This is a genomic window from Pseudomonas sp. LM13, assembly GCF_041381355.1.
In the GTDB taxonomy this organism is placed as follows: Bacteria; Pseudomonadota; Gammaproteobacteria; order Pseudomonadales; family Pseudomonadaceae; genus Stutzerimonas; species Stutzerimonas frequens.
Genome location: NZ_JACBXH010000032.1, coordinates 29,279 through 55,046 on the forward strand (window position 1 = coordinate 29,279; position 25,768 = coordinate 55,046).

The 25,768-nt window shown below is 66.2% G+C and carries 36 protein-coding genes, 1 other RNA gene and 1 pseudogene; 31 read left to right on the forward strand and 7 right to left on the reverse strand.

Going from position 1 to position 25,768, the window contains the following annotated elements; genetic code table 11:
* Window positions 1–318: 318 nt before the first annotated feature.
* From HZR81_RS17640 to HZR81_RS17675, 8 genes are all read left to right on the forward strand, one after another.
* Window positions 319–1,299, forward strand: a complete 981-nt coding sequence (locus HZR81_RS17640; protein ID WP_500128853.1) for an isopenicillin N synthase family dioxygenase — start codon at window positions 319–321, stop codon at window positions 1,297–1,299.
* A complete protein-coding gene (locus HZR81_RS17645; protein WP_500128854.1) occupies window positions 1,292–2,041 on the forward strand; it encodes an alpha/beta fold hydrolase in 750 nt (249 codons plus the stop codon). Before HZR81_RS17640 ends, HZR81_RS17645 begins: the two co-directional genes overlap by 8 nt.
* Window positions 2,042–2,091: 50 nt before the next feature.
* Window positions 2,092–3,069, forward strand: a complete 978-nt coding sequence (locus HZR81_RS17650) for an ABC transporter substrate-binding protein (protein ID WP_500128855.1) — start codon at window positions 2,092–2,094, stop codon at window positions 3,067–3,069.
* A 4-nt stretch (window positions 3,070–3,073) separates the two neighbouring features.
* The gene (locus HZR81_RS17655; RefSeq protein ID WP_013983528.1) at window positions 3,074–3,877 is read left to right on the forward strand and encodes an ABC transporter ATP-binding protein; all 804 of its coding nucleotides are present in this window, start codon (window positions 3,074–3,076) and stop codon (window positions 3,875–3,877) included.
* Complete coding sequence (locus HZR81_RS17660; RefSeq protein WP_014597319.1) at window positions 3,864–4,658, forward strand: ABC transporter permease; 795 nt, start codon at window positions 3,864–3,866, stop codon at window positions 4,656–4,658. The genes HZR81_RS17655 and HZR81_RS17660 overlap by 14 nt, the downstream gene beginning before the upstream one ends.
* A 36-nt stretch (window positions 4,659–4,694) precedes the next feature.
* The gene (locus tag HZR81_RS17665) at window positions 4,695–5,165 is read left to right on the forward strand and encodes a nucleoside deaminase (protein WP_500128856.1); all 471 of its coding nucleotides are present in this window, start codon (window positions 4,695–4,697) and stop codon (window positions 5,163–5,165) included.
* Window positions 5,166–5,286: 121 nt separating this feature from the next.
* Complete coding sequence (locus HZR81_RS17670) at window positions 5,287–6,024, forward strand: SDR family oxidoreductase (RefSeq protein WP_500128857.1); 738 nt, start codon at window positions 5,287–5,289, stop codon at window positions 6,022–6,024.
* A 10-nt stretch (window positions 6,025–6,034) separates the two neighbouring features.
* Window positions 6,035–6,490 (forward strand): carboxymuconolactone decarboxylase family protein, encoded by a 456-nt coding sequence (locus tag HZR81_RS17675; protein ID WP_500128858.1) that lies wholly within the window; start codon window positions 6,035–6,037, stop codon window positions 6,488–6,490.
* Between the two features lies 1 nt (window position 6,491).
* Here HZR81_RS17675 and HZR81_RS17680 read toward each other — a convergent pair whose 3' ends face one another.
* A complete protein-coding gene (locus tag HZR81_RS17680; protein ID WP_156243507.1) occupies window positions 6,492–7,412 on the reverse strand; it encodes an AraC family transcriptional regulator in 921 nt (306 codons plus the stop codon).
* A gap of 250 nt (window positions 7,413–7,662) precedes the next feature.
* Here HZR81_RS17680 and HZR81_RS17685 point away from each other — a divergent pair, with 250 nt between their 5' ends.
* The 3 genes from HZR81_RS17685 (at window position 7,663) to HZR81_RS17695 (ending at window position 11,330) form a co-directional block, all read left to right on the forward strand.
* Window positions 7,663–9,219, forward strand: a complete 1,557-nt coding sequence (locus tag HZR81_RS17685) for an ABC transporter ATP-binding protein (protein ID WP_500128859.1) — start codon at window positions 7,663–7,665, stop codon at window positions 9,217–9,219.
* 12 nt (window positions 9,220–9,231) lie between these two features.
* The gene (locus HZR81_RS17690; RefSeq protein ID WP_156243505.1) at window positions 9,232–10,338 is read left to right on the forward strand and encodes an ABC transporter permease; all 1,107 of its coding nucleotides are present in this window, start codon (window positions 9,232–9,234) and stop codon (window positions 10,336–10,338) included.
* A 65-nt stretch (window positions 10,339–10,403) separates the two neighbouring features.
* Window positions 10,404–11,330: an ABC transporter permease gene (locus HZR81_RS17695; RefSeq protein ID WP_011914010.1), complete on the forward strand. Its 927-nt coding sequence runs from the start codon at window positions 10,404–10,406 to the stop codon at window positions 11,328–11,330.
* An 87-nt stretch (window positions 11,331–11,417) separates the two neighbouring features.
* On the opposite strand, the gene HZR81_RS17700 is transcribed toward HZR81_RS17695, so the two are convergent.
* The 3 genes from HZR81_RS17700 to HZR81_RS17710 form a co-directional block, all read right to left on the reverse strand.
* Complete coding sequence (locus HZR81_RS17700; protein WP_500128860.1) at window positions 11,418–12,551, reverse strand: Fic family protein; 1,134 nt, start codon at window positions 12,549–12,551, stop codon at window positions 11,418–11,420.
* A 187-nt stretch (window positions 12,552–12,738) separates the two neighbouring features.
* Window positions 12,739–13,464, reverse strand: coding sequence for an SIMPL domain-containing protein (locus HZR81_RS17705; protein WP_500128861.1), 726 nt, complete (start codon window positions 13,462–13,464; stop codon window positions 12,739–12,741).
* A 72-nt stretch (window positions 13,465–13,536) separates the two neighbouring features.
* On the reverse strand, window positions 13,537–13,860 hold the full coding sequence (locus HZR81_RS17710; RefSeq protein ID WP_500128862.1) for a hypothetical protein: 324 nt from the start codon (window positions 13,858–13,860) through the stop codon (window positions 13,537–13,539).
* Between the two features lie 193 nt (window positions 13,861–14,053).
* Between HZR81_RS17710 and HZR81_RS17715 the strand changes: the two genes are divergently transcribed.
* A complete protein-coding gene (locus tag HZR81_RS17715) occupies window positions 14,054–15,283 on the forward strand; it encodes a dicarboxylate/amino acid:cation symporter (RefSeq protein WP_500128863.1) in 1,230 nt (409 codons plus the stop codon).
* A 6-nt stretch (window positions 15,284–15,289) separates the two neighbouring features.
* On the opposite strand, the gene HZR81_RS17720 is transcribed toward HZR81_RS17715, so the two are convergent.
* Window positions 15,290–15,499 (reverse strand): DUF3079 domain-containing protein, encoded by a 210-nt coding sequence (locus HZR81_RS17720; protein ID WP_063542673.1) that lies wholly within the window; start codon window positions 15,497–15,499, stop codon window positions 15,290–15,292.
* Window positions 15,500–15,687: 188 nt separating this feature from the next.
* Between HZR81_RS17720 and HZR81_RS17725 the strand changes: the two are divergent.
* Window positions 15,688–15,834, forward strand: a pseudogene (locus HZR81_RS17725) (toprim domain-containing protein); the annotation flags it as partial.
* 234 nt (window positions 15,835–16,068) lie between these two features.
* Here the strand turns inward: HZR81_RS17725 and HZR81_RS17730 are convergent.
* Window positions 16,069–16,737: an XRE family transcriptional regulator gene (locus HZR81_RS17730; RefSeq protein ID WP_500128864.1), complete on the reverse strand. Its 669-nt coding sequence runs from the start codon at window positions 16,735–16,737 to the stop codon at window positions 16,069–16,071.
* A gap of 242 nt (window positions 16,738–16,979) precedes the next feature.
* Between HZR81_RS17730 and HZR81_RS17735 the strand changes: the two genes are divergently transcribed.
* The 18 genes from HZR81_RS17735 to HZR81_RS17820 all read left to right on the forward strand — a co-directional run bounded on the left by HZR81_RS17735 (window position 16,980) and on the right by HZR81_RS17820 (window position 25,375).
* Window positions 16,980–17,333 (forward strand): helix-turn-helix domain-containing protein, encoded by a 354-nt coding sequence (locus HZR81_RS17735; RefSeq protein WP_500128865.1) that lies wholly within the window; start codon window positions 16,980–16,982, stop codon window positions 17,331–17,333.
* Entirely contained in the window at window positions 17,326–19,380 is a 2,055-nt protein-coding gene (locus HZR81_RS17740; RefSeq protein ID WP_500128866.1) for a Mu transposase C-terminal domain-containing protein, read from the forward strand. Before HZR81_RS17735 ends, HZR81_RS17740 begins: the two co-directional genes overlap by 8 nt.
* Window positions 19,381–19,419: 39 nt before the next feature.
* The gene (locus tag HZR81_RS17745) at window positions 19,420–20,148 is read left to right on the forward strand and encodes an AAA family ATPase (RefSeq protein ID WP_500128867.1); all 729 of its coding nucleotides are present in this window, start codon (window positions 19,420–19,422) and stop codon (window positions 20,146–20,148) included.
* Entirely contained in the window at window positions 20,148–20,798 is a 651-nt protein-coding gene (locus HZR81_RS17750; RefSeq protein WP_500128868.1) for a hypothetical protein, read from the forward strand. Before HZR81_RS17745 ends, HZR81_RS17750 begins: the two co-directional genes overlap by 1 nt.
* Window positions 20,795–21,181, forward strand: a complete 387-nt coding sequence (locus HZR81_RS17755; RefSeq protein WP_500128869.1) for a hypothetical protein — start codon at window positions 20,795–20,797, stop codon at window positions 21,179–21,181. The genes HZR81_RS17750 and HZR81_RS17755 overlap by 4 nt, the downstream gene beginning before the upstream one ends.
* Entirely contained in the window at window positions 21,165–21,479 is a 315-nt protein-coding gene (locus tag HZR81_RS17760; protein WP_042919728.1) for a hypothetical protein, read from the forward strand. Before HZR81_RS17755 ends, HZR81_RS17760 begins: the two co-directional genes overlap by 17 nt.
* An 11-nt stretch (window positions 21,480–21,490) precedes the next feature.
* Window positions 21,491–22,108 (forward strand): DUF3164 family protein, encoded by a 618-nt coding sequence (locus HZR81_RS17765; protein WP_042919730.1) that lies wholly within the window; start codon window positions 21,491–21,493, stop codon window positions 22,106–22,108.
* A gap of 1 nt (window position 22,109) precedes the next feature.
* Entirely contained in the window at window positions 22,110–22,319 is a 210-nt protein-coding gene (locus tag HZR81_RS17770) for a hypothetical protein (protein WP_500128870.1), read from the forward strand.
* Window position 22,320: 1 nt separating this feature from the next.
* Entirely contained in the window at window positions 22,321–22,746 is a 426-nt protein-coding gene (locus HZR81_RS17775) for a hypothetical protein (protein WP_500128871.1), read from the forward strand.
* Window positions 22,747–22,754: 8 nt separating this feature from the next.
* Window positions 22,755–22,982 carry a hypothetical protein gene (locus HZR81_RS17780; protein WP_143494308.1) on the forward strand — a complete coding sequence of 76 codons (228 nt, stop codon included), beginning with the start codon at window positions 22,755–22,757 and terminating at the stop codon, window positions 22,980–22,982.
* Between the two features lie 14 nt (window positions 22,983–22,996).
* The gene (locus HZR81_RS17785) at window positions 22,997–23,296 is read left to right on the forward strand and encodes an HU family DNA-binding protein (protein ID WP_500128872.1); all 300 of its coding nucleotides are present in this window, start codon (window positions 22,997–22,999) and stop codon (window positions 23,294–23,296) included.
* Window positions 23,295–23,367: hammerhead ribozyme type II (locus HZR81_RS17790), an RNA gene on the forward strand. The genes HZR81_RS17785 and HZR81_RS17790 overlap by 2 nt, the downstream gene beginning before the upstream one ends.
* A gap of 4 nt (window positions 23,368–23,371) precedes the next feature.
* On the forward strand, window positions 23,372–23,599 hold the full coding sequence (locus tag HZR81_RS17795) for a hypothetical protein (protein WP_500128873.1): 228 nt from the start codon (window positions 23,372–23,374) through the stop codon (window positions 23,597–23,599).
* Window positions 23,596–23,877, forward strand: a complete 282-nt coding sequence (locus tag HZR81_RS17800) for a hypothetical protein (protein ID WP_143494306.1) — start codon at window positions 23,596–23,598, stop codon at window positions 23,875–23,877. Before HZR81_RS17795 ends, HZR81_RS17800 begins: the two co-directional genes overlap by 4 nt.
* The gene (locus HZR81_RS17805; protein ID WP_500128874.1) at window positions 23,874–24,068 is read left to right on the forward strand and encodes a hypothetical protein; all 195 of its coding nucleotides are present in this window, start codon (window positions 23,874–23,876) and stop codon (window positions 24,066–24,068) included. Before HZR81_RS17800 ends, HZR81_RS17805 begins: the two co-directional genes overlap by 4 nt.
* Entirely contained in the window at window positions 24,065–24,460 is a 396-nt protein-coding gene (locus HZR81_RS17810) for a gp16 family protein (protein WP_313281186.1), read from the forward strand. Before HZR81_RS17805 ends, HZR81_RS17810 begins: the two co-directional genes overlap by 4 nt.
* A gap of 2 nt (window positions 24,461–24,462) precedes the next feature.
* The gene (locus HZR81_RS17815) at window positions 24,463–24,891 is read left to right on the forward strand and encodes a Mor transcription activator family protein (RefSeq protein WP_312360787.1); all 429 of its coding nucleotides are present in this window, start codon (window positions 24,463–24,465) and stop codon (window positions 24,889–24,891) included.
* A gap of 55 nt (window positions 24,892–24,946) precedes the next feature.
* Window positions 24,947–25,375 (forward strand): hypothetical protein, encoded by a 429-nt coding sequence (locus HZR81_RS17820; protein WP_042919744.1) that lies wholly within the window; start codon window positions 24,947–24,949, stop codon window positions 25,373–25,375.
* Window positions 25,376–25,544: 169 nt separating this feature from the next.
* On the opposite strand, the gene HZR81_RS17825 is transcribed toward HZR81_RS17820, so the two are convergent.
* A partial coding sequence (locus HZR81_RS17825; protein WP_500128875.1) for a hypothetical protein occupies window positions 25,545–25,768 on the reverse strand: 224 nt, incomplete at its 5' end.

A 25,768-nucleotide genomic window follows, 5' to 3' on the forward strand; every position in this document is an offset into this window, starting at 1 on the left:
CGAGCGCAATCCCGCTCGAGCAGCTGAGCAGCTGAGCAGCCGACCATTATTTTTTTCGGCCCGCTTCGGGCCCCGCGCACGCCCCGTTCGAGGGCGTTCCGATCGGCGTGAGGTGCTTCCGAGTGGCCATTCGCGCGTCACGCCTCGGCTCGATTGCGCACCAACGCGGACCGCCCCGCGCACCACCGAAAGGCATCCGCTACTGCTGCCGAAATGGCATCGGTATGCTCGATATTCTCTGCTTCTGCGCACAGCAGCCACGGTCAGATAATGCGCTCGCCGGCCGCCATTCCGCGGTCGGCAGAGCAGGATCGAGCCATGAACCAATCCCTTTGCGCCCGCCATCTCGAAGCCGCCGCGCTGCCGCTGATCGATATCGCCGGGCTGTTTTCTCCCGACATCGACGCGCGCGTCGCCGTGGCCAAACGCATCGGCGCGGCCTGTCGCGAGGTCGGCTTCTTCTGCATCGCCAACCACGGCGTCGACGCGGCGCTGCAGCAGGCGGTGTTCGAGCAGGCGCGGGCCTTCTTTGCCCAACCGGAGGCCAGCAAGCGTGCGCTGGACAAGGTGTTCTCGAAGGCCAATCGCGGCTATGAGCCGTTGCGCGGGCAGGTGCTGGAAGCCGGTGCGCCGGCCGATCTCAAGGAAGGCTTCTATATCGGCGAGGAGCTGGCCGAGGACGACCCACGGGTATTGGCCGGGCGCTTCAACCACGGCGCCAACCAGTGGCCGAGCGGGCTCGCGGAGTTTCGCCCGACCATGGAGCGCTATCGCGACGCGATGAATGCGCTGGCAAATCGGCTGATGGGGGCCATCGCGCTGTCGCTGCAACTGCCGGAGGATCATTTCGCCGGCTTCTGCCGCGACTCCATGAGCACCCTGCGCCTGCTGCATTACCCGCCGCAGCCGGCCAATGCCGCACCCGGCGAAAAGGGCTGTGGCGCGCATACCGATTTCGGCGGGCTGACGCTGCTTCTGCAGGACGAGAACCCCGGCCTGCAGGTCTGGGATCGCCACAGCAAGAGCTGGATTCACGCGGCGCCCGTGCCCGGCACCTATGTGGTCAATCTGGGGGACATGATCGCCCGCTGGACCAACGACCAGTACCGTTCGACGCTGCACCGGGTGGTCAACATGTCCGGACGCGAGCGCTACAGCGTGCCGTTCTTCTTCAGCGGCAACCCGGACCATGTGGTCGAGTGCCTGCCGACCTGCCTCGCGCCCGGCGAGGCGCCGCGCTACCCCGCGGTGACGGTGGAAGAACACCACCGCGAGATGTACCGGAGGACCTATGGCTGACATCGTTCTCATCCACGGGGCCTGGGCCGGTAGCTGGGTCTGGGATTCGCTGCAGGCTGGCCTGCGCGATGCCGGCCACCGACCGCACGCGCTCGACCTGCCGGGCAACGGCAGCGACGCCACGCCGCTCGCCGAGGTCTCGCTGCAGCGCTACGTCGAACATGTCGGCGCGCTGATCGAGACGCTGCCCGGCCCGATCCATCTGGTCGCGCATTCCGGCGGCGGCATCACCGCCACTGCCGTGGCCGAACGTTATGCCGAGCGCATCGCCGGGGTCACCTATGTCGCCGGCATGATGCTGCCCAGCGGCATGGGCTTTGGCGAACTCTGTGCCGAGCTCGCCCGTGACTTTCCCGAGGTCAGCGGCATCGGTCCCTATCTCGAGGCCGCGCCCGGTGGCAGCCGCGTACCGGGCGATGCCGCCTGCGCCCTGTTCTTTCACGATGCACCGGCACAGGCCGCGATCACTGCCGCGCGCCGCCTGACGGTGCAGCCCGACGGCGGCCGCGATATCGCCGCACAGTGGACGGCCGCGCGTTTCGGTCGTCTGCCACGGCTGTATATCGAAGCCACCCAGGACCGCTCCGTGCTGCCGCGGGTGCAGCAGCGCATGCAGCAGCTGGTGCCGGGTGCCGAGCGCGTGCGCCTCGATTGTGGCCATGCGCCGCAACTGGCCATGTCCGACGCGCTGCTCGCCGCCCTGCTGGATTTCTTCGCGCGCCATCCACATCCCGTGCGCTGACCCGTTTATTGCATCGCGCTCATCACGCCAGACCTTCAAGGAGCTTCACCATGTTCAAGAAAACCCTGCTCGCCAGCGCCCTGCTCGCGCTGTTCAGCCAATCCGCTCTGGCCGCCGACAAGGTGCGCTGGCTCAACGACTGGCTGCCGGCCGGCGACAAGGCGGCGATCTACCTCGGTGTCGAACAGGGCCTGTTCGCCGCCGAAGGCATCGAAGTGGAGATCGCCAGTGCCCGCGGTGGCAGCGACGTGGTGACCAAGCTGGCCACCAACAGCGCCGACTTCGGCTCGGCCGGCCTGGCCTCGCTGCTGCAGGCCAAGGCCCAGGGCGAGGTGCCGGTGGTGGCCGTCGCGCCGATCTACAACAAGCAGCCGGACGCCTTCTTCACCACCGAAGGCTCGGGCATCGAGAGCTTCAAGGAGATCGTCGGCAAGACGGTCGCCACCCCGACCTTCTCCGCCTCCAACGTGGTCTGGCCGCTGCTGCTGGAGCGCAACGGCATCGACCCGGCCAGCGTCAAGCTGCTCAAGCTCGACCCCGGCGCGCTGGCGCCGATGCTCGCCACCGGCAAGGTGGACGCCACCATCAACTGGCTGACCGTCGCGCCCGGCTTCGTCCGTGCCCTCGGCGAGGCGGACAAGACGCTGAAGACCATTCCCTGGTCGGAATACGGCTTCGAAGGCTACGGCCTGTCGCTGGTGGCGTCGCAGCGCTTCGTGCAGAGCCATCCCGAGGTCGCCAAGAAGTTCGTCAAGGCCTACCGGCAGGCGCAGAAGAACGCCATCGCCGATCCGGCTGCAGCGGCGGCCGCGCTGAAAAAGAGGGTTGCCGAAGTCGACCAGCAGCAGGCCGAAGAGCAGTTCGTCGCCTCGGTGCCACTGATGCAGAACGAGATCAGCGATGCCGAGGGCCCGGGCTTCGACGCCAAGCGGCTGGCCACCACCTGGGAATGGGTGGCCAAGGCGCAGGGCATGCAGATTGATGCCCTCGACCCGGCCAGCGCCATCGACACCAGCCTGAGCGAGTGAAGCCATGAACGCTGCCGTCCTGCCAGCCACGCCGCGCCCCAACATCAGCTTCGATCGGGTCAGCCAGGTCTTCACCTCCTCCGATGGCAGCGAGGTGGTGGCGCTGGACAACGCCAGTTTCGACATCGGCCGCCACGAGTTCATCGCCGTGCTCGGCCCCTCGGGCTGCGGCAAGTCCACGCTGCTGCGCATCCTCGCCGGGCTGGTGCGACCGACCCACGGCCAGGTCAGCATCTACGGCAGCCCGGTGGACGGCCCGCGTGACGAGATCGGCATCGTCTTCCAGAAGCCGACGCTGCTGCCCTGGCTGAACATCCGCGACAACCTGACCTTTCCCATGCGCCACAAGTACGGCCGCGTCACCGCCCAGGAGATCACCCGCGGCGAGGAGCTGCTGGAACTGGTGGGGCTGAAGGAATTCGGCAACAAGCGCCCGGACGAACTCTCCGGCGGCATGCAGCAGCGCGCGGCGATTGCCCGGGCGTTGCTGCACGACCCGGAAATTCTGCTGATGGACGAGCCGTTCTCGGCACTCGATGCCCTGACCCGCGACGAGCTGAGCCTGGAGCTGCTGAATATCTGGACCCAGCGCCCGAAGACGGTGCTGTTCATCACCCACTCGATTCCCGAAGCGCTGCTGCTGGCCGACCGCATCCTGGTGATGTCGGCACGCCCCGGCCGCGTTCAGGAAATCATCGACGTCGACCTGCCGCGACCGCGGTCCATGCAGACCCTCACGGAGCCCCGTTTCAATGAGCTCGCCAACCATATCCGCCGCAAGGTCTTCTCGCGCCATGCCGACCATTAAGCCCAGGACACATCGCCTGAAGACGCAGGCCGATCGCCTCGCGCCCTGGCTCGCCTTCGTCGTCCTGCTGCTGGTCTGGGAGGCGGCCTGCCGCCTGCTCAAGCTGCCAAGCTTCGTGCTGCCCTCGCCCAGCGCCATTCTCGCGGCGACGCAGAAGGTCGGCCTCGGTGCCTGGGCCGAGCACATCTTCGCCACCCTGCGGGTGACGCTGATGGGCTACGGCCTGTCGATCCTGATCGGCATCCCGCTGGCCATCGCCCTGGCCTCGTCGCGGGTGATGTCGCGCACGCTCTATCCGCTGCTGGTGATCGTACAGTCCACACCCATCGTCGCGGTGGCGCCGATCATCGTGGTGGTGATGGGCGCCGGCGACCTGCCGCGGGTGTTCATCACCTTCCTGATCGCCTTCTTCCCCATCGTGGTGTCCTGCGTCACCGGCCTCCTGGCGACGCCGGAAGAGCTGGTGGAACTGTCGCGCTCGCTGGGCGCGTCGAAGGCCCGCGAGTACCGCAACATCCGCCTGCCCTATGCGATTCCACACCTGTTCTCGGCGCTGCGCATCTCCATCACCCTGGCGGTGATCGGTGCGGTGGTCGCCGAGTTCGTCGCGGCGGAAAAAGGCCTGGGCTACTTCATCAACTTCTCCACCTCGATGTTCCAAGTGCCGCAAGCCTTCGCCGCGTTGATGATGCTGGTGGTGATCAGCCTGCTGCTGTTCCACCTGATCGGGCTGCTGCAGAAGATCTGCTTTCCCTGGAGCCTGCCTAAGGCGGGGCACTGAAGCCCACCACCCCTTCATCTCAGTCTGGATATCGCCATGCCTCTCGACGATCTCGCCCTGCTGCGCAAAAGCTTCGACGTCGCCCGCCGCGCGCTGGAAAACGGCACCCATCCGTTCGGCGCCATCCTGGTCGGGCCGGACGGTGAGGTGCTGCTGGAACAGGGCAACGCCTACATGCCCGACCACGACATGACCGGCCATGCCGAGCGGGTGCTGATGACCCGAGCCTCGACCCGCTATACGCCGGAATTCCTCTCGCGCTGCACCATGTACACCTCCGCCGAACCCTGCGCCATGTGCGCTGGTGCCGCCTACTGGGTCGGTCTTGGGCGCGTGGTCTACGGCCTTTCCGAGCGCAGCCTGAAGGACCTCACCGGCAACCATCCGGAAAACCCGACGCTGGACCTGCCCTGCCGCATCGTCTTCGCCGCCGGCCAGCGCAAGGTCGAGGTGCTCGGCCCGCTGCTGGAGGACGAGGCGGCCACCCTGCACGAAGGCATCTGGTAGGCGCGCCAGAATCAGGCAAGCGCCCGGCAGGATCGCCATAACGCCGGCACCGTCCTCCATCGCAGTGTTCGAACCACGGCGTCACCGACGTCGCCCGAATCCACCTGCGGAGGACAACCCCATGTCGAACATCACCGGCAAAATCGTACTCATCACCGGCGCCAGCAGCGGCATCGGTGAAGCCACGGCCCGCCTGCTGGCGGCCCAGGGCGCAACCGTCGTGCTGGGCGCGCGGCGTCTCGAACGGCTGGAAAAGCTGGTCGCCGAGATCGGCGAACGCGGTGGCGTCGCCGTCTGCCGCGCGCTGGACGTAACCAGCCGCGAGGACACCCAGGCCTTCGTCGACTTCGCCGAACAGCGCTTCGGCCGCGTCGACGTGATCATCAACAACGCCGGGGTGATACCGCTTTCGCCGCTGGATGCGCTGAAGGTCGACGAGTGGAACCGCATGATCGACGTGAACATCCGTGGCGTGCTGCACGGCATCGCCGCCGGCCTGCCGCTGATGCAGCGCCAGCGCGCCGGCCAGTTCGTCAACATCGCCTCCATCGGCGCCTACGCGGTGAGCCCGACCGCGGCGGTGTACTGCGCCACCAAGTACGCGGTACGCGCCATCTCAGAAGGCCTGCGTCAGGAGGTCGGCGGCGATATTCGCGTGACCCTGGTTTCGCCCGGCGTCACCGAATCGGAACTGGCCGAGAGCATTTCCGATGACACCGCCCGCTCGGCCATGGACGACTTCCGCCGCATCGCCATTCCGGCCGACGCCATCGCCCGCGCCATCGCCTATGCCATCGACCAGCCGGCCGATGTCGACGTCAGCGAGCTGGTGGTGCGTCCCACCGCCAGCCCCTACTGAGGACGCCGCCATGAGCCTTCATACCAGCAACACCCTGGCCGCGGCATACCTGGCCGTGTTCGGCTCGCTTACCCTCGCCTCGCTGGAAGCCGCCGGCAACGAGCGCCACGAGCGTGGCGTCGAGGTGATGGATCACCTGTCCGGCGGTGCCGGGCAACCGGTGCTCGAAGCGTTGCGCGAGGACTATCCGTTTCTCGCCGAGGGCATCACCGGCTATGCGCTGGGCGATGTCTGGGGACGCAGCGAGCTGGATGACCGCACCCGCCAGCTGGCCGCGGTCGCCGCCTTCGCCGCCCAGGGCAATCTGCCCTACATGAAGATCCACGCCGGCTACGCGCTGCGCCTGGGCGTCAGCCGTGAGGAGCTGAAGGAGGTGGTCTACCTGACCACCGTGACCGCCGGCTTTCCCCGCGCCATCGATGCCGCCCAGGCATTGCGCGAGGTGCCGGACCCGGCGTCGCGCTGAATTAAGCGGTGCTGCGCAGCCGGGCCAGATCCTTCACCGGCGAGGCGCCGAACAGCCGGCTGTACTCACGGCTGAACTGCGAGGGGCTTTCGTAGCCGACCCGGTAGCCGGCACTGGACACGTCGAGCCCCTCGGCGATCAGCAGCCGCCGCGCCTCCTGCAAGCGCAGCTGCTTCTGGTACTGCAGCGGGCTCATCGAGGTGAGCGCCTTGAAGCGGTGATGCAGCGTCGAGCTGCTGAGGTTGACCCGCTGCGCCAGTTCCTCGATGCGCAGCGGCTCGACGTAATTGCGGTTCAGCCACTCGATGGCGCGGGTGACGCGATGGCCCTGGCTGTCGCGCACCGCGATCTCGTGCAGATGGCGGCCCTGGCGACCGCAGAGCAGGCGGTAGAAGATCTCGCGCATGGCCAGCGGTGCCAGCACCGGGATGTCCTGCGGGCTGGCCAAGAGCCGCACCAGGCGCAGCGTGGCGTCGAGCAACGGCGCATCGATGCGGTCCAGATAGACACCGCGTGCCGCCCCTTCCACGGGCTGGCTCAACGGCGCGCTTTCGGCCACCAGGGTGGCGACCATTGCCGGGTCGATATCCAGGCGGATGCACAGGTACGGCTCGCCGGACGAGGCCTCCAGCACGCGACCGGCCACCGGCACAGTGACCGAGACCACCAGGTAATGCAGCGCATCGTAGGTGTAGAGCTCATCGCCCAGGCGCACCTCCTTGCTGCCCTGCACGATGATGCACAGCGCCGGCTTGTGCAGCCCGTGCACCAGTTCGCTCGGCGCGCTGCAGCGGATCAGGAACAGATCGTCGATGGCGGTGGGATGCATGCCGTCGTCGCGCACGAGGCCATCGATCAGCCGCGCCAGCGCGGCACGCTGGGCAATCGTTTCCTCGGCGGAATGAAGGTCCATCTGGTTCATTGCAGGCAAACCGGTGGGAGCGGAAAGGACGTTTAGCTTAGCAGCCCATCCGGCCCCCGGTCGTCCCGCCCCATGCCAGTGCATCGGCACGACAGTGTCATCGAGTGAAGCACCAAAGCGATGCACCGGCTAACATCGTCGCATGGCCAACCGGTGGCGCAGCTGCCATGGCCGCGTCGCATCTCAATTCCTGACTGCCTGGCCAGCTTTTTGCTACACCCTGGTCATGAAAAACCCAGCGGACGCCTCCATGCCCGAATCCCAAACCGCGCGCCTCCAGCTCTGCGGCATCACCAAACAGTACCCAGGCTGCCTGGCCAACGACCGTATCGACCTGTCGATCCAGCCGGGCGAGATCCACGCCCTGCTCGGCGAGAACGGCGCCGGTAAGAGCACCCTGATGAAGATCATCTACGGCGTGACCCAGCCCGACGCAGGCGCGATCCACTGGCAGGGCGAACGGGTGACCATGCGCGACCCGGCCCAGGCCCGCGAACGCGGCATCGGCATGGTGTTCCAGCACTTCTCGCTGTTCGAGACGCTCTCGGTGGCGGAGAACATCGCCCTGGCGCTGGGCGCCAAGGCCGGTACGCCGAAGCAGCTGGAGCCGAAGATCCGCGAGGTCTCGCAGCGCTACGGCATGCCGCTGGAGCCGCAACGGCTGGTGCACAGCCTGTCCATCGGCGAGCGCCAGCGGGTAGAGATCGTCCGCTGCCTGATGCAGGACATCCGCCTGCTGATCCTCGACGAACCAACCTCGGTGCTTACCCCGCAGGAGGCCGACGAGCTGTTCGTGACCCTGCGCCGGCTGGCGGCCGAGGGCTGCAGCATCCTGTTCATCAGCCACAAGCTCAATGAAGTGCGCGCGCTGTGCCAGAGCGCCACGGTGCTGCGCGGCGGTCGCGTGTCCGGTGAATGCATCCCCGCCGAATGCTCGGACCTGGAACTGGCGCGACTGATGGTCGGCGATGCCGAGGGGCTGGAAGCCGAATACCCGAAGAGCGAGGGCCGCGCGCCGTTCCTGCGCGTGGAGCGGCTGTCCTGGCACAACGCCGATCCGTTCGGCGTATCCCTCGAAGAGGTGGACCTGGAAGTGCGCGCCGGCGAGATCGTCGGTATCGCGGGAGTCGCCGGCAACGGCCAGGACGAACTGCTCGCCCTGCTCAGTGGCGAACAGCGCCTGCCGGCCGCACAAGCCATGCGCATTCGTTTTCTCGGTGACGATGTCGCCCACCTGCGCCCCGACGCCCGCCGCCGCCACGGCATGGCCTTCGTGCCGGCCGAGCGTCTCGGCCACGGCGCGGTGCCGAGCATGAGCCTGGCCGACAATGGCCTGCTCACCGCCTTCCAGCAGACCGGCATGGTCGAGCAGGGCATGATCCGACGCGGCAAGGTGCGCGCCTTCGCCGAACAGGTCATCCAGCGCTTCGCCGTGAAGACGCCCGATGCACAGGCCCCGGCGGCAAGTCTGTCCGGCGGCAACCTGCAGAAATTCATCCTCGGGCGCGAGATCCTGCAGCAGCCGAGGCTCCTGATCGCCGCGCACCCGACCTGGGGCGTGGATGTCGGCGCGGCGGCGGCGATCCACCGCGCGCTGATCGAACTGCGCGATGCCGGCGCGGCGATCCTGGTGATCTCCGAAGACCTCGAGGAGCTGTTCCAGATCAGCGACCGCATCGCCGCCCTGAGCGACGGCCGGCTGTCGCCGCAGCGCGCCACCGCCAGCACCTGCCCGGTCGAAGTCGGCCGCTGGATGGCCGGCCAGTTCGATACCAGTGACACCCCTGTTTCCACCTCTGCCGCCTGACGAGAATCCATCATGCTGTTATCCCTGCAACCCCGCGGCGAGGCCTCACGGGCCATGCTCTGGTTCTCGCCATTGCTGGCGGCACTGCTGACGCTGCTGAGCGGCGCCCTGCTGTTCGCCCTGCTCGGCCATCCGCCGCTGGAAACGCTCAAGGTGCTGCTGGTCGACCCGCTCGGCGATCTCTACGGCGTCTCCGAACTGCTGGTCAAGGCGCTGCCGATCCTGCTCTGCGCGCTGGGTCTGGCGGTGGTCTACAACGCACGCATCTGGAACATCGGCGCCGAAGGCCAGCTGCTCATCGGTGCCCTGGCCGGCAGCGCGCTGGCGGTCAACATCATCGACTGGGACTCGCGCTGGGCACTGGTACTGACGCTGCTGCTCGGCACGCTGGGCGGCGCTGCCTGGGCCGGACTCTGCGCCTGGCTGAAGACGGCCTTCAACGCCAACGAGATCCTCACCAGCATCATGCTCAACTACATCGCGCTGAACCTGCTGCTGTTCGCCGTGCACGGCCCGCTGAAGGACCCGGAAGGCTTCAACTTCCCGGAGTCGGCGATGTTCGGCGACGCCACGCGGCTGCCCGAGCTGATCGAAGGTCTGCGGGTGCATGCCGGTTTCTACTTCGCCCTGCTGGCGCTGGTGGTGGTCTGGGTGCTGCTGCAGAAGAGCTTTCTCGGCTTCCAGATCAAGGTGCTGGGCCTGGACAAGCGCGCCGCCGGCTTTGTCGGTTTCCGCGACAAGAAGCTGGTGTGGATCGCCCTGCTGATCAGCGGCGGCCTAGCCGGGCTGGCCGGCGTCGCCGAAGTCACCGGGCCGATCGGCCAGCTGGTGCCGCAGGTGTCGCCGGGCTACGGCTACGCGGCGATCACCGTGGCCTTCCTCGGCCGTCTCAACCCCATCGGCATCGTTTTCGCCAGCCTGCTGATGGCGCTGCTCTACCTCGGTGGCGAGAACGCGCAGATGGCGGCCAACCTGCCGCAGTCCATCACCCAGCTGTTCCAGGGCATGGTGCTGTTCTTCCTGCTCGCCTGCGACGTGCTGATCCTCTACCGCCCGCGCCTGAAACTGTGGGCGCGCAAGCCCCAGCTCGTCAGCGCCAAAGAGGAGCCGGCCACATGATCGTCCGCGCTGCGCTACTTCCCTTTTCACCCGCTGCCTGCCGCTTGAAGTTCGAGGCCTGACCGATGGACATGGATCTGCTGACCAATATCTTCTACGCCATGATCCGCACCGGTACGCCGCTGCTGCTGGTCGCCCTCGGCGAGCTGGTGTGCGAAAAGACCGGCGTGCTCAACCTCGGCCAGGAAGGCATGATGCTGTTCGGCGCGGTGATCGGCTTCATCGTCGCCTTCGCCAGCGGCAACCTCTGGCTCGGCGTGCTGTTCGCCTGCCTGGCCGGCGTGCTGCTCTCGCTGCTGTTCGCCATGGTGGCGCTGGGCTTCAACGCCAATCAGGTCGCCACGGGCCTGGCGCTGACCATCTTCGGCGTCGGCCTGTCGTCCTTCGTCGGTGCCAGCTGGGTCGGCAAGCCACTGGCCGGCTTCGAGCCAATCGCCATTCCGCTGCTCAGCGAAATCCCCGTGATCGGCCGCATGCTGTTCGCTCAGGATCTGCTGGTGTACCTGTCCTTCGCACTGTTCGCGCTGGTGGCCTGGGTGCTGCTGAAAAGCCGCATCGGCCTGATCATCCAGGCCGTCGGCGAAAACCCCAACGCCGCCAGCGCCATGGGCCTGCCGGTGCTGCGCGTGCGCACCCTGGCGGTGATGTTCGGCGGCGCCATGGCCGGGCTTGCCGGCGGCTACATGTCGCTGGCGTACACGCCGATGTGGGCGGAAAACATGACCGCCGGCCGTGGCTGGATCGCCCTGGCCCTGGTGGTGTTCGCCAGCTGGCGGGTGAGCCGCGTCCTGCTCGGCGCCTACCTGTTCGGTCTGGCCAGCATCCTCCACCTGGTGGCCCAGGGGCTCGGTCTGGCGATCCCCGGCAACCTGCTGGCGATGCTGCCGTATGTGGCGACCATTCTGGTGCTGGTGCTGCTGTCGCGGGATGCGATCCGTACGCGGTTGTACGCGCCGGTGTCGCTGGGGCAGCCCTGGCAGCCGGGGCATTGATTTGTCGGGCCGGTTGAATACCCAGAACCAGGCCTATTCAAGGACTTGATGTAGGCCTGGTTTCGCCCTGTTGAGCGACTCGCTTTTTCAAGCCTGTGCCGAGTGCTGTATCTGGTAGCGCGTGCTGCGTCCGCCGCCCGGTAGCCTGGCCAGGCAACCCTTCTCGACAAGGTCGCTCAGATGGCGCGTGGCGGTGGCTTTCGAGACCTTGGCCACGGCCTGGTATTGCGCCGCGCTGATGCCGTTCCCGAAACCTCTCTCGCCGCCATCGAGCAGGCGGTTAAGCACTTTGATCTGCTCGGCAGACAGGGTTTGGCTACGATGAGCCTGCCAGAAGCGTGCCTTGACCAGCACGCGATCGATACGAGCAAGGGCCTGCTCCATGCTCTTGAGCAGCGTGGCGAGGAACCATTGCAACCAGGCGGTGATATCCAGCGTGCCTTTCTGGCTCGCTTCCAAGATTCGGTAATAGCCGGCCCGGTCATCGAGGATGCTCGCCGACATGGCGTAAAAGCGGATGGCCTGCTGTTCTCCCTGAGCCAGTGCCAGGTCGGTGATGGCGCGCGTTAGGCGGCCGTTGCCGTCATCGAAGGGGTGCAGGGTGACGAACCAGAAGTGCGCAATGCCAGCTCGTAGGAATGGATCGAGGCCTGCATCGCGGCGGCTGCTCTCGAACCAGGCAAGGAAGTCACCCAGTTGTTCTTCCAGCCCGGCGCGGGGTGGCGCTTCGAAATGCACGGTTGGGCGGTCGAGTCTTCCGGAAACTACCTGCATGGGCTCCTCGCCGCGCAGCATGCCAATGCGTAGCGGGCGGGCCAGTAAGTGACCATCGCTGGGGAACAGCCAGCCATGCCAGGTGAACAGCCGCTGCAGATCGAGTGGCTGCTGATACGCGCGGGTGGCATCAAGCAGCAGTTCCGCGAGACCTTCGGAACGCGAGGTGATGCGCCCTTCATCGTTCAGCCCCAGGCGCCGCGCCAGTGACGAGCGCACGGAGCCGACATCCAGCTGCTCACCCTCGATGGCCGATGAAGTGACGATGTTCTGCAGCATGGCATCCAGGCTGCTCTGCACCTCTGTGTCGCTGCCCACGGCACCGAGCATGCCGAGCAAGCGGCCCTGAGCCTGGCTGCAGGTACGCAGCAGCGGGGCAAGTGCGTCGGCTTGCCAATTGAAGTGCGGCCAGTTGGGCTGCTGCCAGACCCAGAGCGGGTCATTCATGAGGGCTGGCTCCTCTGTGAGCCGATTAACGAGCTTATTCGGCTCATTTGGTGAGCCGATAATGCCGGCTAATCGGCTCACTGTCTAACCCTTAAAGCCATCGGCTACCGGGCTTGAAAGCGCCTGGGCAGTGCGGTTGATCCACCTTGGCAGGCGGTTGGCGCTTCATTCAGAGGCTCAGCCCATATCAATCCAGGGTGTATTCAAAGGTACTCACCACCCGCAATCGCTTCCCGATGGTCCGCCCACTGTCCATATCGCTGCCATCGTCATCGATCACCCGAATCACTCCCTGGTTGGCATTCTTCAAGCGCCCCAGCGTGGCACCAGCATCCTCGGCGAAGCGCGTCGCCTGCTCACGGGCATTGCTGGTCGCCGCTTCCAGCAACTGCGGCTTCAGCTCGTTGAAGCCACGCAACTGATAGCGCGGCCCGGCAAAGCCGTTCACCTCGGTATCCAGTTGGACACCGGCCTGAATCAGCGGATCGACTGCATTCGCTGCCTTGCCCACGGCATCGACGCGCTCGGACTTGACCAGCACCTGCCCCTGGCCGTTGAAGCGCAGCGCCACATCGCGCGAAGCCCATTCGCGGGCCAGCAGATCCTGGACCTGCAACGGCCGCACCTCCAGCTCCTCGTCGCTGAAGCCCTGCTCGTGGAGGAAATCCAGCACCCGCTGGCGGTCGTCGCTGAGCCCCTGTTGCACCTCGGCGAACCGATCGCCACCACGGCGAAAGCCCAGCGTCCACACCGCAAAGTCGCTCTTCACGTCCATCTCCGCCAGTCCCTTGACCGTCACCGTACGGTCGGCCATGCGGAAACGCTCCACGCCCTGCCCCACCGACCAGCCGGCGAAGGCCACCGCCGCGGCGATCAACGCCGCCGGCAGAAATCCGATTCGTGCTGTAGCCACGTGCTTCTCCCTGTAGGAATTGACCGAATACGCATGCTACTCCAGCGCCGGGCGAACGCCAGTTGCCAGCGTTCAACCGCGACCCAGGCGCTGCAACGCCTCAAGCCGGAAGGCGATGTGCTGCTCCAGCTCGCTCAGCTCGCACTCCAGTCGCGCACGTTGCTGCGCATCGCTGCAGGCATCCAGCCGTTCGCGCAACGCGGCACGCTGCGCCAGCAACTCCACTTCCCGTGGCGGCACCCCGGCGCTCTTCAGCACCGAGAACGGCAAGCGCAGGCCCGGCGGCGTCTGCAGCCAGCCTTCGTCCACCACCAGCGGTTCGCCTTTTTCCTGCACGCCGCGCTGCCATCTGGCGATGTCGCGGGCGATGCGTTGTTCGATGTCCTGATCGCTCATGACTCGCGCCTCTTCTACCTGCCCCGTCATGAAAACCCAGCTGCGTGACTTTGTCAGCGGCCGGCCGACGCCAGGTCATTGGCACGTCGGTTGCGTCGCGTCTGTATGATTGCACCCCGCCCGATGCGAACTTTTGCCGCAGCGTTCATTCTCTTGCTCAGCGCCACCGCTACCGATTCGAGGAGCCACCCCTTTGCCCAGTCTCAACCTGCAGATTCTGATCGCGGCCTGCCTGGGTGTGGCCATCGGCTGGCTGACCGGCACGCTGCCAACCGACGCACCCGTGCGCGAAAGCGTGCTCTACGCCAGCACCCTGGCCGGCAGCATCTTCATCGGCCTGCTGAAAATGGTGCTGATCCCGCTGATCTTCACCTCCATCGTGGTCGGCGTGGCCAACCTGCAGGCGCACCATCAGGTGCACCGGGTGTGGGGCGGCGCGCTGGTCTACTTCACCCTCACCACCAGTGCGGCGATGCTGGTGGCGCTGGTCGCGGCGAACCTGTTCAAGCCGGGCGCGGGGCTGTCGCTGGACCTGTTCGCCGAGGCGATGAACGACTTCGAGGCGCGCCAGCTGACGCTGCCCGAGTTCTTCCTGCACTTCTTCGCCAACCTGTTCCAGAATCCCTTCGCCGCGCTGGCCAACGGCAGCATCCTGGCCGTCGTGGTGTTCGCCATGTTCATCGGCATCGCCCTGGTGGCCGGCGGCGACCGCTACCGCAATATCCTCGTGGTGCTGCAGGAATTTCTCGAGCTGATGATGCGCATCATCGGCTGGATCATGCGCCTGGCGCCGCTGGGCATCCTCGCCCTGCTGATCAAGCTGGTGGCCGAGCAGGATGTGGCGCTGCTCAGTGCGGTGGGCGGCTTCATCGTGCTGGTGTTCGCCACCACGCTGTTCCACGGCATCGTGGTGCTGCCGGGCATTCTCTTTCTCACGACCGGCAAGTCGCCGCTGTGGTTCTTCCGCGGCACCCGCGAGGCGCTGATTACGGCGTTTGCCACCAGCTCCAGTGCGGCGACGTTGCCGATCTCTCTGCGCTGCGCGGAGGACAATCTCAAGGTGCGCCCGGGCATCGCCGGCTTCGTGCTGCCGCTAGGCGCGACCATGAACATGGACGGCACCGCACTCTACGAAGCGGCGGCTGCGCTGTTCGTCGCCAATCTGATGGGTATCGAGCTGAGCCTGGCGCAGCAGGCGGTGGTGTTCTTCACCGCGATGATCGCCTCGACCGGCGCGCCGGGCATTCCCAGCGCCGGCATGGTGACCATGGTGATGGTGTTGCAGGCGGTCGGCCTGCCGGCCGAGGCGGTGGCGATCCTGCTGCCGATCGACCGCCTGCTGGATACGGTGCGCACGGCGGTCAACGTCGAGGGCGACATCATCGGCAGCGTGGTGGTGCAGCGTTTCGCCGATCGCGAATAGCCCGGCTCAGGAGGGCTCGTTCCGGGTGCTGACGATGATCTCCGCCTCGTTGCCCCAGCCGCCGACGGTGTGCCAATCCTCGCCGAGGATTTCAGACGGATGCATGGTGCGGTCGGCGCCATTGCCGCAGGCCAGCGAGGTGGCTGGGCAATAGCGGTCGCAGCCCCAGCAGATGCGCTCCGGATGCGGTGGGTTGAGCGGGAATTTCTTGGCCATCGCACATGCCTTCGTGGCGTTGTTGCAGGCTGTACAGGCTAAGCCTGCGTGCCGTCTCCAGACTTGATCACGCTCAAGAACGCAGCGCATCCGCGCAAAATAACTGTATGCACATACAGATAATGATTGCCTGACGCGCCATTTGTGCACATGCTTCGCGCCATCGCCCACCGTCGTCATCGCCGCGCATGCAGCTCTTCCTCTGCGAAAAACCCTCCCAGGCCCGCGACATCGCCAAGGTTCTCGGCGCCAATCGGCGCGGCGACGGCTGCCTGCAGGGTGCAGGGGTGACGGTGACCTGGTGCATCGGCCACTTGCTGGAGACCGCCCCGCCGGTGTGGGGAGGTTTTATGTTTGGCACAGGGGCCGAAAGTCGGTGGGATGAGCCGGGACAATCCGGGAGGAACCCTGACAGCCAGACGCGGTGCGGGATAGCGCCGAGCCGCGCGGGCCGACGGGCTGTCAATTTGTGCCAAATAGCTGCGAAGCGCTTTCGGCAATTGATGCAATTCAAAATCAGCGGTTGGCGCGAGGTTTGGCACTCACTCAGCGCCTAGTGAGTCAGGCGCTCAAATCATCCAGCCACCAGCCCAGACCACGCGGCCGACTATCTCCAGGTCAGCCAGGCGGTCCCTTGGGACGAGCATGTCACGGTACGCCTGGTTCTCGCTGATGATCTGCACTGAGCCATCGAACTGGCGCTGCAGGCGCTTGGCGTACAGGTGGTCGTCCAGGCGGATCACGTAGACGGCCTCCCCCTCCAGGGCGTTGCGGCTGTGATCGATCATGACCGTGTCGCCGTCGCTCAGCAGCCCCTCCATCGAGTCACCGTCGACGCGGATTGCGGACAACCGCGCCGGCTCAAGCCCCTTCTTGCGCAAGCTGTAACGGGTGAACGCGAGATGCGTGAGCACCCGGCAGCCTTCATTCCAGGAGCCGTAGCCAGCACTGCAGCGGGCGTCGTAGAGCGGGATGAGGGCGTAGAGGTCGGGGTCGAGGTTGTTCTGCTGCGGCACAGGCGGCAATGGACGCTCCTCCCCCTCGCCCGAAACCAGCCACCCCACGTCAACACCCACCGCTTTAGCGATCTCCACGCAACGGGAGACCTTCGGCTCGCTCTGGCCCGTCAGGTAGTACTCAAGCGTCCGCCGCGGGATAGCAGTTATTCGCGCCAGCTCATCGCCACTTCCGGCTATCTCTGCACAACGCCTTATGCGCGCCGCCAGGTCTGCGGTCATTTCGTTTTCCCCAAGGCACAAAGCGAAACGCCGCTCGTCGACAAAGCGAAATTTAGCTTTGTCATTAAACCCTTACAAATCAACAAGATAGCCATTTTTAGCACTCGACCAAGCCAAAACCAGAAGCGAAACGCCATTTTTCGCTTTACCGCATAGCTGGTATTGGCTATGTTTATGCCGAAGGTGACGTTAGACACCCCAAAAAAACCACCCTGCCAGGTGGTTGGAAATGGATGAAGGGCATGAACAAAACCGAAATACCGCTCGATCCGACCCTGCGCTGGGAATGGATCAAATACCAACTCCGAGCACGGGGCACCTCCCTGGCACAACTCTCCCGTGAGCTGGGCGTCTCGGATACCGCGGTAAAGAACGCCAAGCGCACTGCCTACCCGCGTATGGAACGCGCCATTGCTGAAGCACTCGGCTTGAAGCCGTCCGACCTCTGGCCCGAGCGCTGGAACGGCAATGGCACGCCTCACCGTATTCGCCGCCGCCGCGCGGAAAACAACGCAACGTATGGCCAAAAGCATACAGCAGCTTATGACCTTGAACACGTTAAAGCCGTCACCGGACGAGGTGGTCGCCATGCGTAATTGGTTCACCGCCCAAGAGCTCGCCGGCCTCCCCGGTCTGCCCTCCACCGTCCGGGCAATCCAGCTCAAGGCCCAACGTGATCGCTGGGAAGGCCAGCGCCGCTTCGGCAGCAAGGCGATCGAGTACGCCTTCGCCGTTCTGCCGCCTGAAACCCAGGCCGCCCTGCTCGCCGCCCAGGTCAACGACCCTGCCGCCAAGGCGCCCGAATTGCCGCCTGCGCCCGTGGCGAAACCGCAACAGCGTGACACCATTTCAGCGTCACGCTTGAGTGATTCGCAGCGCTCCGTAATGACGGCGCGCCTGGCCTTCGTGCGTGAAATCGAGCGCATGAGCCAGCTGGTCACCCAGCAGCGCGCCATCGAAACACTGGTGAGCCTGGCCAGGACTGGCGAACTCAGCCCCTACCTGGAAGAGCGCGTCAGCCGCGCCAACGACCGCAAGACCGAAGACCGCAGTCTTTCCGAGCGCACCCTCAAGCGCTGGCTGTCGGACTACCGCAAGCACGGCGAAACCGCCCTCGCGCCTGCTCGGCGGCAGAAGGACATGGGCGTACCGGACTGGGCCGCCGACTTCCTGCGCTGCTTCCAACGGCCGACCAAGCCCAGCGTCGAAGCCGCCTATGCCGAGTTCGCCGGCAAGTGCCAGGGCGAGCGCCCGAGCATCCACCAGGTGCGTCGCTTCCTGAACAAGCTGAGCCCGGAGGCCCGCGAAACGGGCCGCCGCACACCACAGGAACTCAAAGCCCTGCAGCCGTTCAAGCGCCGCAGCACCCAGAACCTGCTGCCGGGCGATGTCTACACGGCCGACGGCCACAAGTTCGATGCCGAGGTGCTCAACCCGCGCACCGGCAAGCCGTACCGCCCGGAGACCACCACGGTCATCGACGTGGCGACCCGGCGCATCCTCGGCATCAGCATTGGCGAGGCGGAGTCGACCATCGGCGTGATGGACGCCCTGCGCGATGCCGTGCAGCGCGGCGGCATGTTCGCCATCTTCTACGTCGACAACGGCTCCGGCTTTGCCAACGACACCGTGCGGGAAGTGGTCGATCGCCTCGGCGGCACCATGACCCACGCCCTGCCCTACAACAGCCAGGCGCGCGGCCTGATCGAACGCGCCCATCAGACCGTCTGGGTCAACGCCGCCAAGAAGCTGCCCAGCTACATCGGCGCCGACATGGACAAGCACGCCGGCACCAAGGTGCACCGGCTCAGCCGCAAGCAACTGCGCGAAACCGGCAGCACCCGGCTCATTCCAACCTTCGGCGAGTTCATGGCCGGCGTCGAGTACGAAATCGAGACCTACAACAACCGCCCGCACCGCGGCCTGCCCAAGGTGCGCGACCCGCACACCGGAAAGCTGCGCCACCAGAGCCCGAACGAGGCCTGGGAAGCGGCGCGCGCGACCGGCTGGGAACCGATGCTGGCCCCGGCGGAACTGGTGCACGACCTGATGCGCCCGCAAGTGATCCGCAAGACCTTGCGCGGCGAGATCCCATGGGCCGGCCAGCGCTACTTCATGAACGACCTGCGCGAACTGCACGGCCAAGAGGTCCGTATCGCCTACGACGTGCGCGACGCCTCGCGCATCTGGGTTCGCACCCTGGAGGGCGAGCTGCTCGGCGAAGCCCTGGTCGACGGCAACGCCAGCGACTACATGCCAAAGCCCCTTATCGAGCAGGCCTACGAAAAGCGCGAACAGGGCCAGATGGCCCGCGCCCTGGACAAGCTCGAAACCCTTACCGGCAAGCGCGTCGAGCTGCTGGCGCCAAGCAGCGCGCCGAGCGCCCAGCTCAGCCACGAAGAAATGGCCGCTGCACGCCAGCACGCGGCCCAGCAGATCGAGCAGCTGAGCACCTTCCAGCTACCCGGCGACAGCGTTGCCCGCTATCGCCTGTGGAAGCAACTCGACGCCCGCGTGCGCGACGGCGGCGAGCCGCTGAGCGAGCACGAAGCGCGCTGGCATGCCCATTACCCAAGCCGCAGCGAGTTCACCTCGATGCGCGATTTGTTCGACGCGGACCAGAGCCAACAGGTCCAGGCGTAACCCACCGGCCTCGGGGGAGGCCAACAAGGAGAGCAGTAAATGAGTGTGACCAAGATCGTACCGCTGACGAACGTCGGCCTTCTGACCAGCGCGATCGAGCGCGCCCAGGCACGCCCGCTGGGCCTGCCGGGGCTGGTTGCCATGTACGGCCCCAGCGGCCTGGGCAAGTCGGTCGGCGCCGCCTGGGCGGCCAACCGCTACCGGGCCTACTACGTCGAGTGCCGCGACACCTGGACCAAGAAGGCCTTTCTGCTGGCCGTGCTGCGCGAGATGGCCATCGCCCCGGCGCGCAACATGTCGGAGATGGTCGACCAGGTGGCCGAGCAGCTGTCGCGCAGCGGCCGCCCGCTGATTGTCGACGACGTTCAGTACCTGCTGGACAAGGCCGCCGCCAACATCCTCACCGACATCTACAACGCCAGCCAGGGCACCCTGGTGCTGATCGGCGAAGAGCGCGTGCCGGCCAGCCTGGCCAAGTTGGAACGCCTGCACAACCGCGTACTGGAGTGGGTGCCGGCCCAACCCGCCACCCTGGAGGACATGCAGACGCTGGCCCGTACCAGCTACCCGGAACTGGAGCTGAGCGAAGACCTGCTCGAAGACCTGCGCATTGCGGTGCGGGGCTGCCTGCGCCGCGTCGCGGTCAACCTCTACCGCATCCAGGGCGAGGCCGAAGCCATCGGCCTGCAGGCGGTCAACCTGGCGCAGTGGAAGCAACTCGGCCGCGCCTGGTTTACCGGCGAAGCGCCGGCGCGGAAGCGGGCGTAATGGCGGGCGGCAAAAAGCCAATCAATCTGGAAATGAAAGGCTTGAAAAACAACCGGCAGCGGATATGGGAAGTCCTGCGCGCCGGACGTGAAGGCATCGCAACGGGCGAGATTGCCCAGCAGGCCAAAGTGGATGTCAACACCGTGCGCGTCTATCTGCTTTCGCTGCAGCGCGCCGGGTATGTGGCGCCGGTCGGCACGGCCGGCCTGTTCGAAGTGCGGCCCTGGCGCCTGGTGAGGGACTGTGGCGTCGAAGCCCCGGCCATCACCCGCGACGGCACGCCGAGCCGCACCGGGCTAGTGAACGAGGCCATGTGGAGGACCTTGCGCATCCTCGGCGAAGTGAGCGCAGAAGAGCTGGCCGAGCAGGCCTCGGCCTCGGTGCCAACCACCTTGAAGACCGCCAGCAGCTACCTGCGCTGGCTGCGCAAGGCCGGCTATGTCGTCGAGTCGACGCCCGGAAAGGTGGGCTGCAAGGGTCGGCCAGCGCGTTACAGCCTGGTGCCGGGCAAGTACACCGGCCCCAAGGCGCCGATGCTGCAACGCTCTGGCGCGCAGCGTACCGGCCACCAACTGTTCGACCCCAACCTGGGCGAAATCGTCTTCGTAAATCTGCCCAAGCCAGGCCCGATGGAGGGTGCCCGCGTATGAGCCAGCCAACCGAACGCCTCAGCGCCTGGGGCGCCGAGCCTCCCCTGTGGGTGCGCCTGCTCGATGCCGAGGTGCAGCGCACCAACATCACCGCCGCCGCCAAGCGCATCGGCATGAACCGCGCCACCGTCAGCACCGTGCTGCGCAACTGCTATCCGTCTAACAGCACGGCCGGCGTGGAGCGCCGCGTGATGGACGCCCTAGGCCGGCTCGACTGCCCGGCCCAGGGCGCGGTCGTCACCGTCGTCGAGTGCCAAGCATTCCGCGAAAAGCCGGCCCCCACCCACAACCCATTGGCCATGCAGCACTGGAAAGCCTGCCAGCACTGCCCGCACAACCCCAGCTGCCACGCGCAGGAGAGCCGCCATGCAGACCGCCGCTGAACGCACCCTCAAGGTCCTGACTCCGGCCCTGGCAGGTCGCCTGCAGAGCTTCAACGAAGCCGCCCGCGCCTTGCGCCGCATGGAGGTGCGCCTGCACCACTTCGACCCCACTGGCCACCGCCTGGTCATCGACCCGGACGATGCCCGGCGCCTGCTCAAGCACCAGGTGCTGCAGGGCTTCACCCGCTCGGCCAGCGCCGGCAGCACCAAGTACACCGCCCTGTTCATGGGCGTCACCCTCGAATGGCGCGAAGCCATCAGCTACAGCCGCCCCGAAGAATGGGCCACCCGACACTAAGGAGTACCCGCATGACCGCTCAAATGATTCCCGCCGGCTACCGGCAAGACGCCCAGGGCCGCCTGGTGCACGAAAGCATGATCAAGCCCCTCGACATGGAGCGCGACCGCCTGGTGCGGCACCTGGTCGATCGCGCCGGCGAACTCAGCGCCGAGCTGCGCGACTTCAAGGAGGCCGCCTTCGGCGACATCAAAGCCTTCATCGAGATGAGCTTCGAGGAATACGGCGCCCGCGTCGGCGGCAAGAAGGGCAACGTCACCCTGCTCAGCTTCGACGGCCGCTACAAGATCCAGCTCGCCGTGCAGGAAAGCATCGTCCTGGACGAACGCCTGCAGGCCGCCCGCGCGCTGATCGACGAATGCCTGCGCGACTGGACCGAAGGCGCCCGCCCCGAGGTCGTCACCCTGGTCAACGACGCCTTCCGCACCGACACCAAGGGCGAGATCCGCACCGCCCGCGTTCTGGCCCTGCGCCGCCTGGAGATCGGCGACGGCCGCTGGCAACGCGCGATGAAGGCCATCGGCGAAGCCTGCCAGGTGGTCGGCTCCAAGGAGTACATCCGCGTCTACGAGCGGGACGGCGACAGCGACCAGTACCGCCCCATCAGCCTCGACATTGCGGGGGTGTGAGATGGACACGATTGAAGAACGCGAACCATACCGGCGCGGCAAGCGGCCAGAGGATGGAATGGACCTGCCGGAAGGCAAGACCTGCGGTGACTGTGTGCATTGCCGCCGCTGCACTTTGATGTTCGGCCATATCCCGGCTGATGAGGTGTGCGACTGGTTCCCATCTCGCTTCACCGAGTCGCGCAAAAGCACCGTGACGGAGGGAAGCTGACATGCACGCCCGCATCGTCTGCGCGCTGCCCGCGCGCTCGCCGGAGCTGGAGGCCGAAAGCCGCCGGATTGCCGCCGCGACCGAGGCCTTCCTCGCCCGCGGCGGCGAGATCGAGCAGGTCGGCGCCAAGATGCTCGACGGCCCCGAGCCGTTCGTCATTAACCCGCGCCGCACGCCGGTCTATGCCCATCTGTTCGAGCAGGCCGAGCGGACGCCAGCGCCTGCCGTGCCGCAGCCGGTCGCCACACCGCAGCCGGTCGGGCGCATCGCCCAGCCGGCACCAGCAACGCCCAGCCCGGTGGCACTGATCCGCGCCTGGGCCCTGCTCGGCCGCACCCCGAAGGACATGGCCGAGCGCCTGAACATCACCGAAAAACACCTGCGCCAGCTTTGCCGTCAGCACGGCATCGCCTGCCGCCAACGCTAGGAGGCCCCATGGCCGAGTACACCATCACCATCAAAGACGAAGGCGACGGCCTCTCCATCGCCATGGCCGGGCCTGCAAGCAGCGACAGCAAGGCCGCCCAGCTCGCCCAAGGCCTGTTCGGCATTCTGCCGGGCGTGATCTCGACGATCGCCCAGCGCAAGGCAACCCCCTGCGACTGCGAGCAATGCAAGGCCGCGCGCGGCGAACACCCCACCTCCAACAAGACCATCCACTGAGAAGGAGCAACCCCATGACCATCACCATGAAAGAGCTGATCGACGCCATCACCCAGGAACTCGGCGCTAGCGGTACGCCGATCAGCAAGACCCAGGTGGACGCAGTGCTCAAGCGCTACTCCGTCGTCGCCGCACGCACCCTCAAGGCCGGCGGTGACGTACCGCTGCCGGGCCTTGGCAAGCTCAAGCCGGTCCAGCGCGCCGGCCGTACCGGCCGCAACCCTGCCACCGGAGCGGTCATGGAGATCCCGCCCAAGAACACGGTGCGCCTGGCCGTCGGCAAGGGCCTGGACGAAGCAATCAACCGACCCTAAGCGAAACCACCCCGGCCTGGCCGGGGCTGGTCTGCCGGGCGTGGTGGTCCGGTACTGATGAGCAGCCGAGGAACTATGCACCTGTTACGCAACCGCGCCGAGTGGGCAGCTTGGGTCGAGCGCCTGGCCGGCATCAGCCTGCGCCCGGCCTACAACGTCCCGCCCGAACCGGCGCACTACCCCTGCTACGGCTACGCCGTGCTGGTGATCGGCCAGGCCGGCTACGAGACCGAGGAGCCGCGCTACCTCTACGCGGCCGATGTCGCCGCCATAGCGATGACCCTCCTGGAGCACGCCGCATGAGCCATGAAACGCCAAACGACCGCAAGCGTCGGCTGGCCCGCGAGCGCCAGATCAATCGCCGCCAGCGCCTCGCCCAGCACCGCCAGGCCATGCAGGCCGAAACCCTCAAGCTGGAGATCTACGGCGGCACCCGCGCCGACCTCGATCTGGTGCGCAGCCGTGGTGGCTTCGAGGAAGACGCCGAAGCGCTGACGCTCGGCATCCGCTACCTGGCCAGGCTGGCCAGGACCGACCCGGCCGGCTTCGCCAAGGCCATGGACCCAAGGAGCACACCGTGAACACCCAAGCCGTCACTCCGCGCCCGCCCAAGCAGCGCAACGTCTGGTACGGCGTTGAGCGCTACTGCCCTCGTTGCGACGAATACTGGCCAGCCGATACGGAGTTCTTCCATTCCCGTCCAGGCGGCCTGCTCGATGCCTGGTGCCGCGCCTGCTCCAACGAGTACCGCCAGCGGAGGAAGGTGCAATGAGCCTCGCCAAGATCCATATCGCCAAGGCCCAGCTCGGCCTGGACGATGACACCTACCGCGCGCTGCTGGCGCGGGTGGCGGGGGTGCGCTCGGCCAAGGACCTCAACCGCCGCCAGGTCGGGCTGGTCATCGCCGAGTTCCAGCGCCTGGGCTGGCAGCCCGCCCCCGCGCGCAAGGCCGGGCGGCAGCCCAAGCCAACGCCCGATCGCAAGGCGCTGATCGGCAAGATCGAGGCGTTTCTGGCCGAGGCCGCGCGGCCTTGGGCCTATGCCGATGCGATGGCCTTGCGGATGTTCAAGGTCGAGCGGGTAGAATGGCTAGATAGTGGCCAGTTGCAACGTCTGGTCGCCGCCTTCGCATACGATGCCGAACGCCACGGGAGACCGACCTAGCCATGCAACTCGACCAGGTGAAAGCCCTCCTGCCCCGGCAGATTCAGGAGCTAGCCGAGGCCATCGGCCTTTCGGCGACCCAACGCCTGGTCGAAGAACTCGGCGGTACCACCTGGACGGTCGCCAAGGGCGTCCGTCGCCTCGGCGTGATCCGCCACGCGGCCCTGGTCGAAGTCATCGGCGAGCGCGCCGCCAACATCATGGTCGAGCGCTGGGCCAACGTGCCGCTCTACATCCCCCGGTGTTCCGCCGCCCTGCGCCGCCTGCGCGATCTGGAGATCAACCGCCAGTTCGAACAAGGCGTGCGCGAAGGCATCAGCGCCAACACCCTGGTCGCCGAGCTGGCCCGCAGCAATGGGCTGTCGGATCGGCGGGTATGGGAGATCCTCAAGCAGCCCGGCCCTGATGCAACTGGCGACCTGTTTCACTGACAGACCAAGACGCTCGAAGCCCCGTTAGCGGGGCTTTTCACATATGGAGGTGTACATGAAAAAGTCCGTAGTTCTTGCTGTCGCGCTTCTTGTGCCTGCACTAGCCTCAGCCGAAATCGAAAGCGTCTACACCGACGCCGAGGCCGCCGTTAAGGCCAAGGAACTACTCCAGGCAGCCAAGGATCTGCGCAACGAAGTCACCGAACTCTGCGTCGCGCGCGCTGTACCAAAGCTCCATCAAGCAGCCAAGCATGCCGATGCAGCAATTGAGCAGTGGCCAGACGACCATCTGAAGTATCGCGCGCTGTTCCCCTACAGCGACTGCCGGCAGGCGATGATCGACGTACAGGCCTATGCGACCACTTGCGCTGTGGGAGGCTACAAAGGCGAGGCGGCAAAGTATGACCAGAGGCGCTGGCAAGAAGACTCGGCGGCATGCGAAGCAGCCATAGCCAACCCCGACCTTTCACTCAAAGACTTCTGAGCAAAGCCCCGCCCAAGCGGGGCTTTCCGTTTTGAAAGGGGTCAGCAGCTACCATAGAATCGGAGTTCAGCAAGCCCAAAAAATTTCCGCTCGGGCTTGTTGGGTCTTGGAAAAGTGTCGTTATCCTCGGGTATGCCATGTGGCAATCACTTAAGGAAGTCCGCTTATGCTAAGCCCTGCCGCAGAATGCGCCATGTCGCGCATCAGCACCCTGACCCGCTGTCTGGATGCCGTGGGCGATTTGATGATCCCCGAGCAAGACCTGAGCGTCGTCGACCGAGACGGCGTAGCCTGTCTCATCGCATTTCTTGCCAAGGAATACGAAGTCGCTCAGCGAACCTTCAGGCAGGCCATGCAGCCGCAATGAAGTGAAAAGCCCCGCTCCATGCCGAC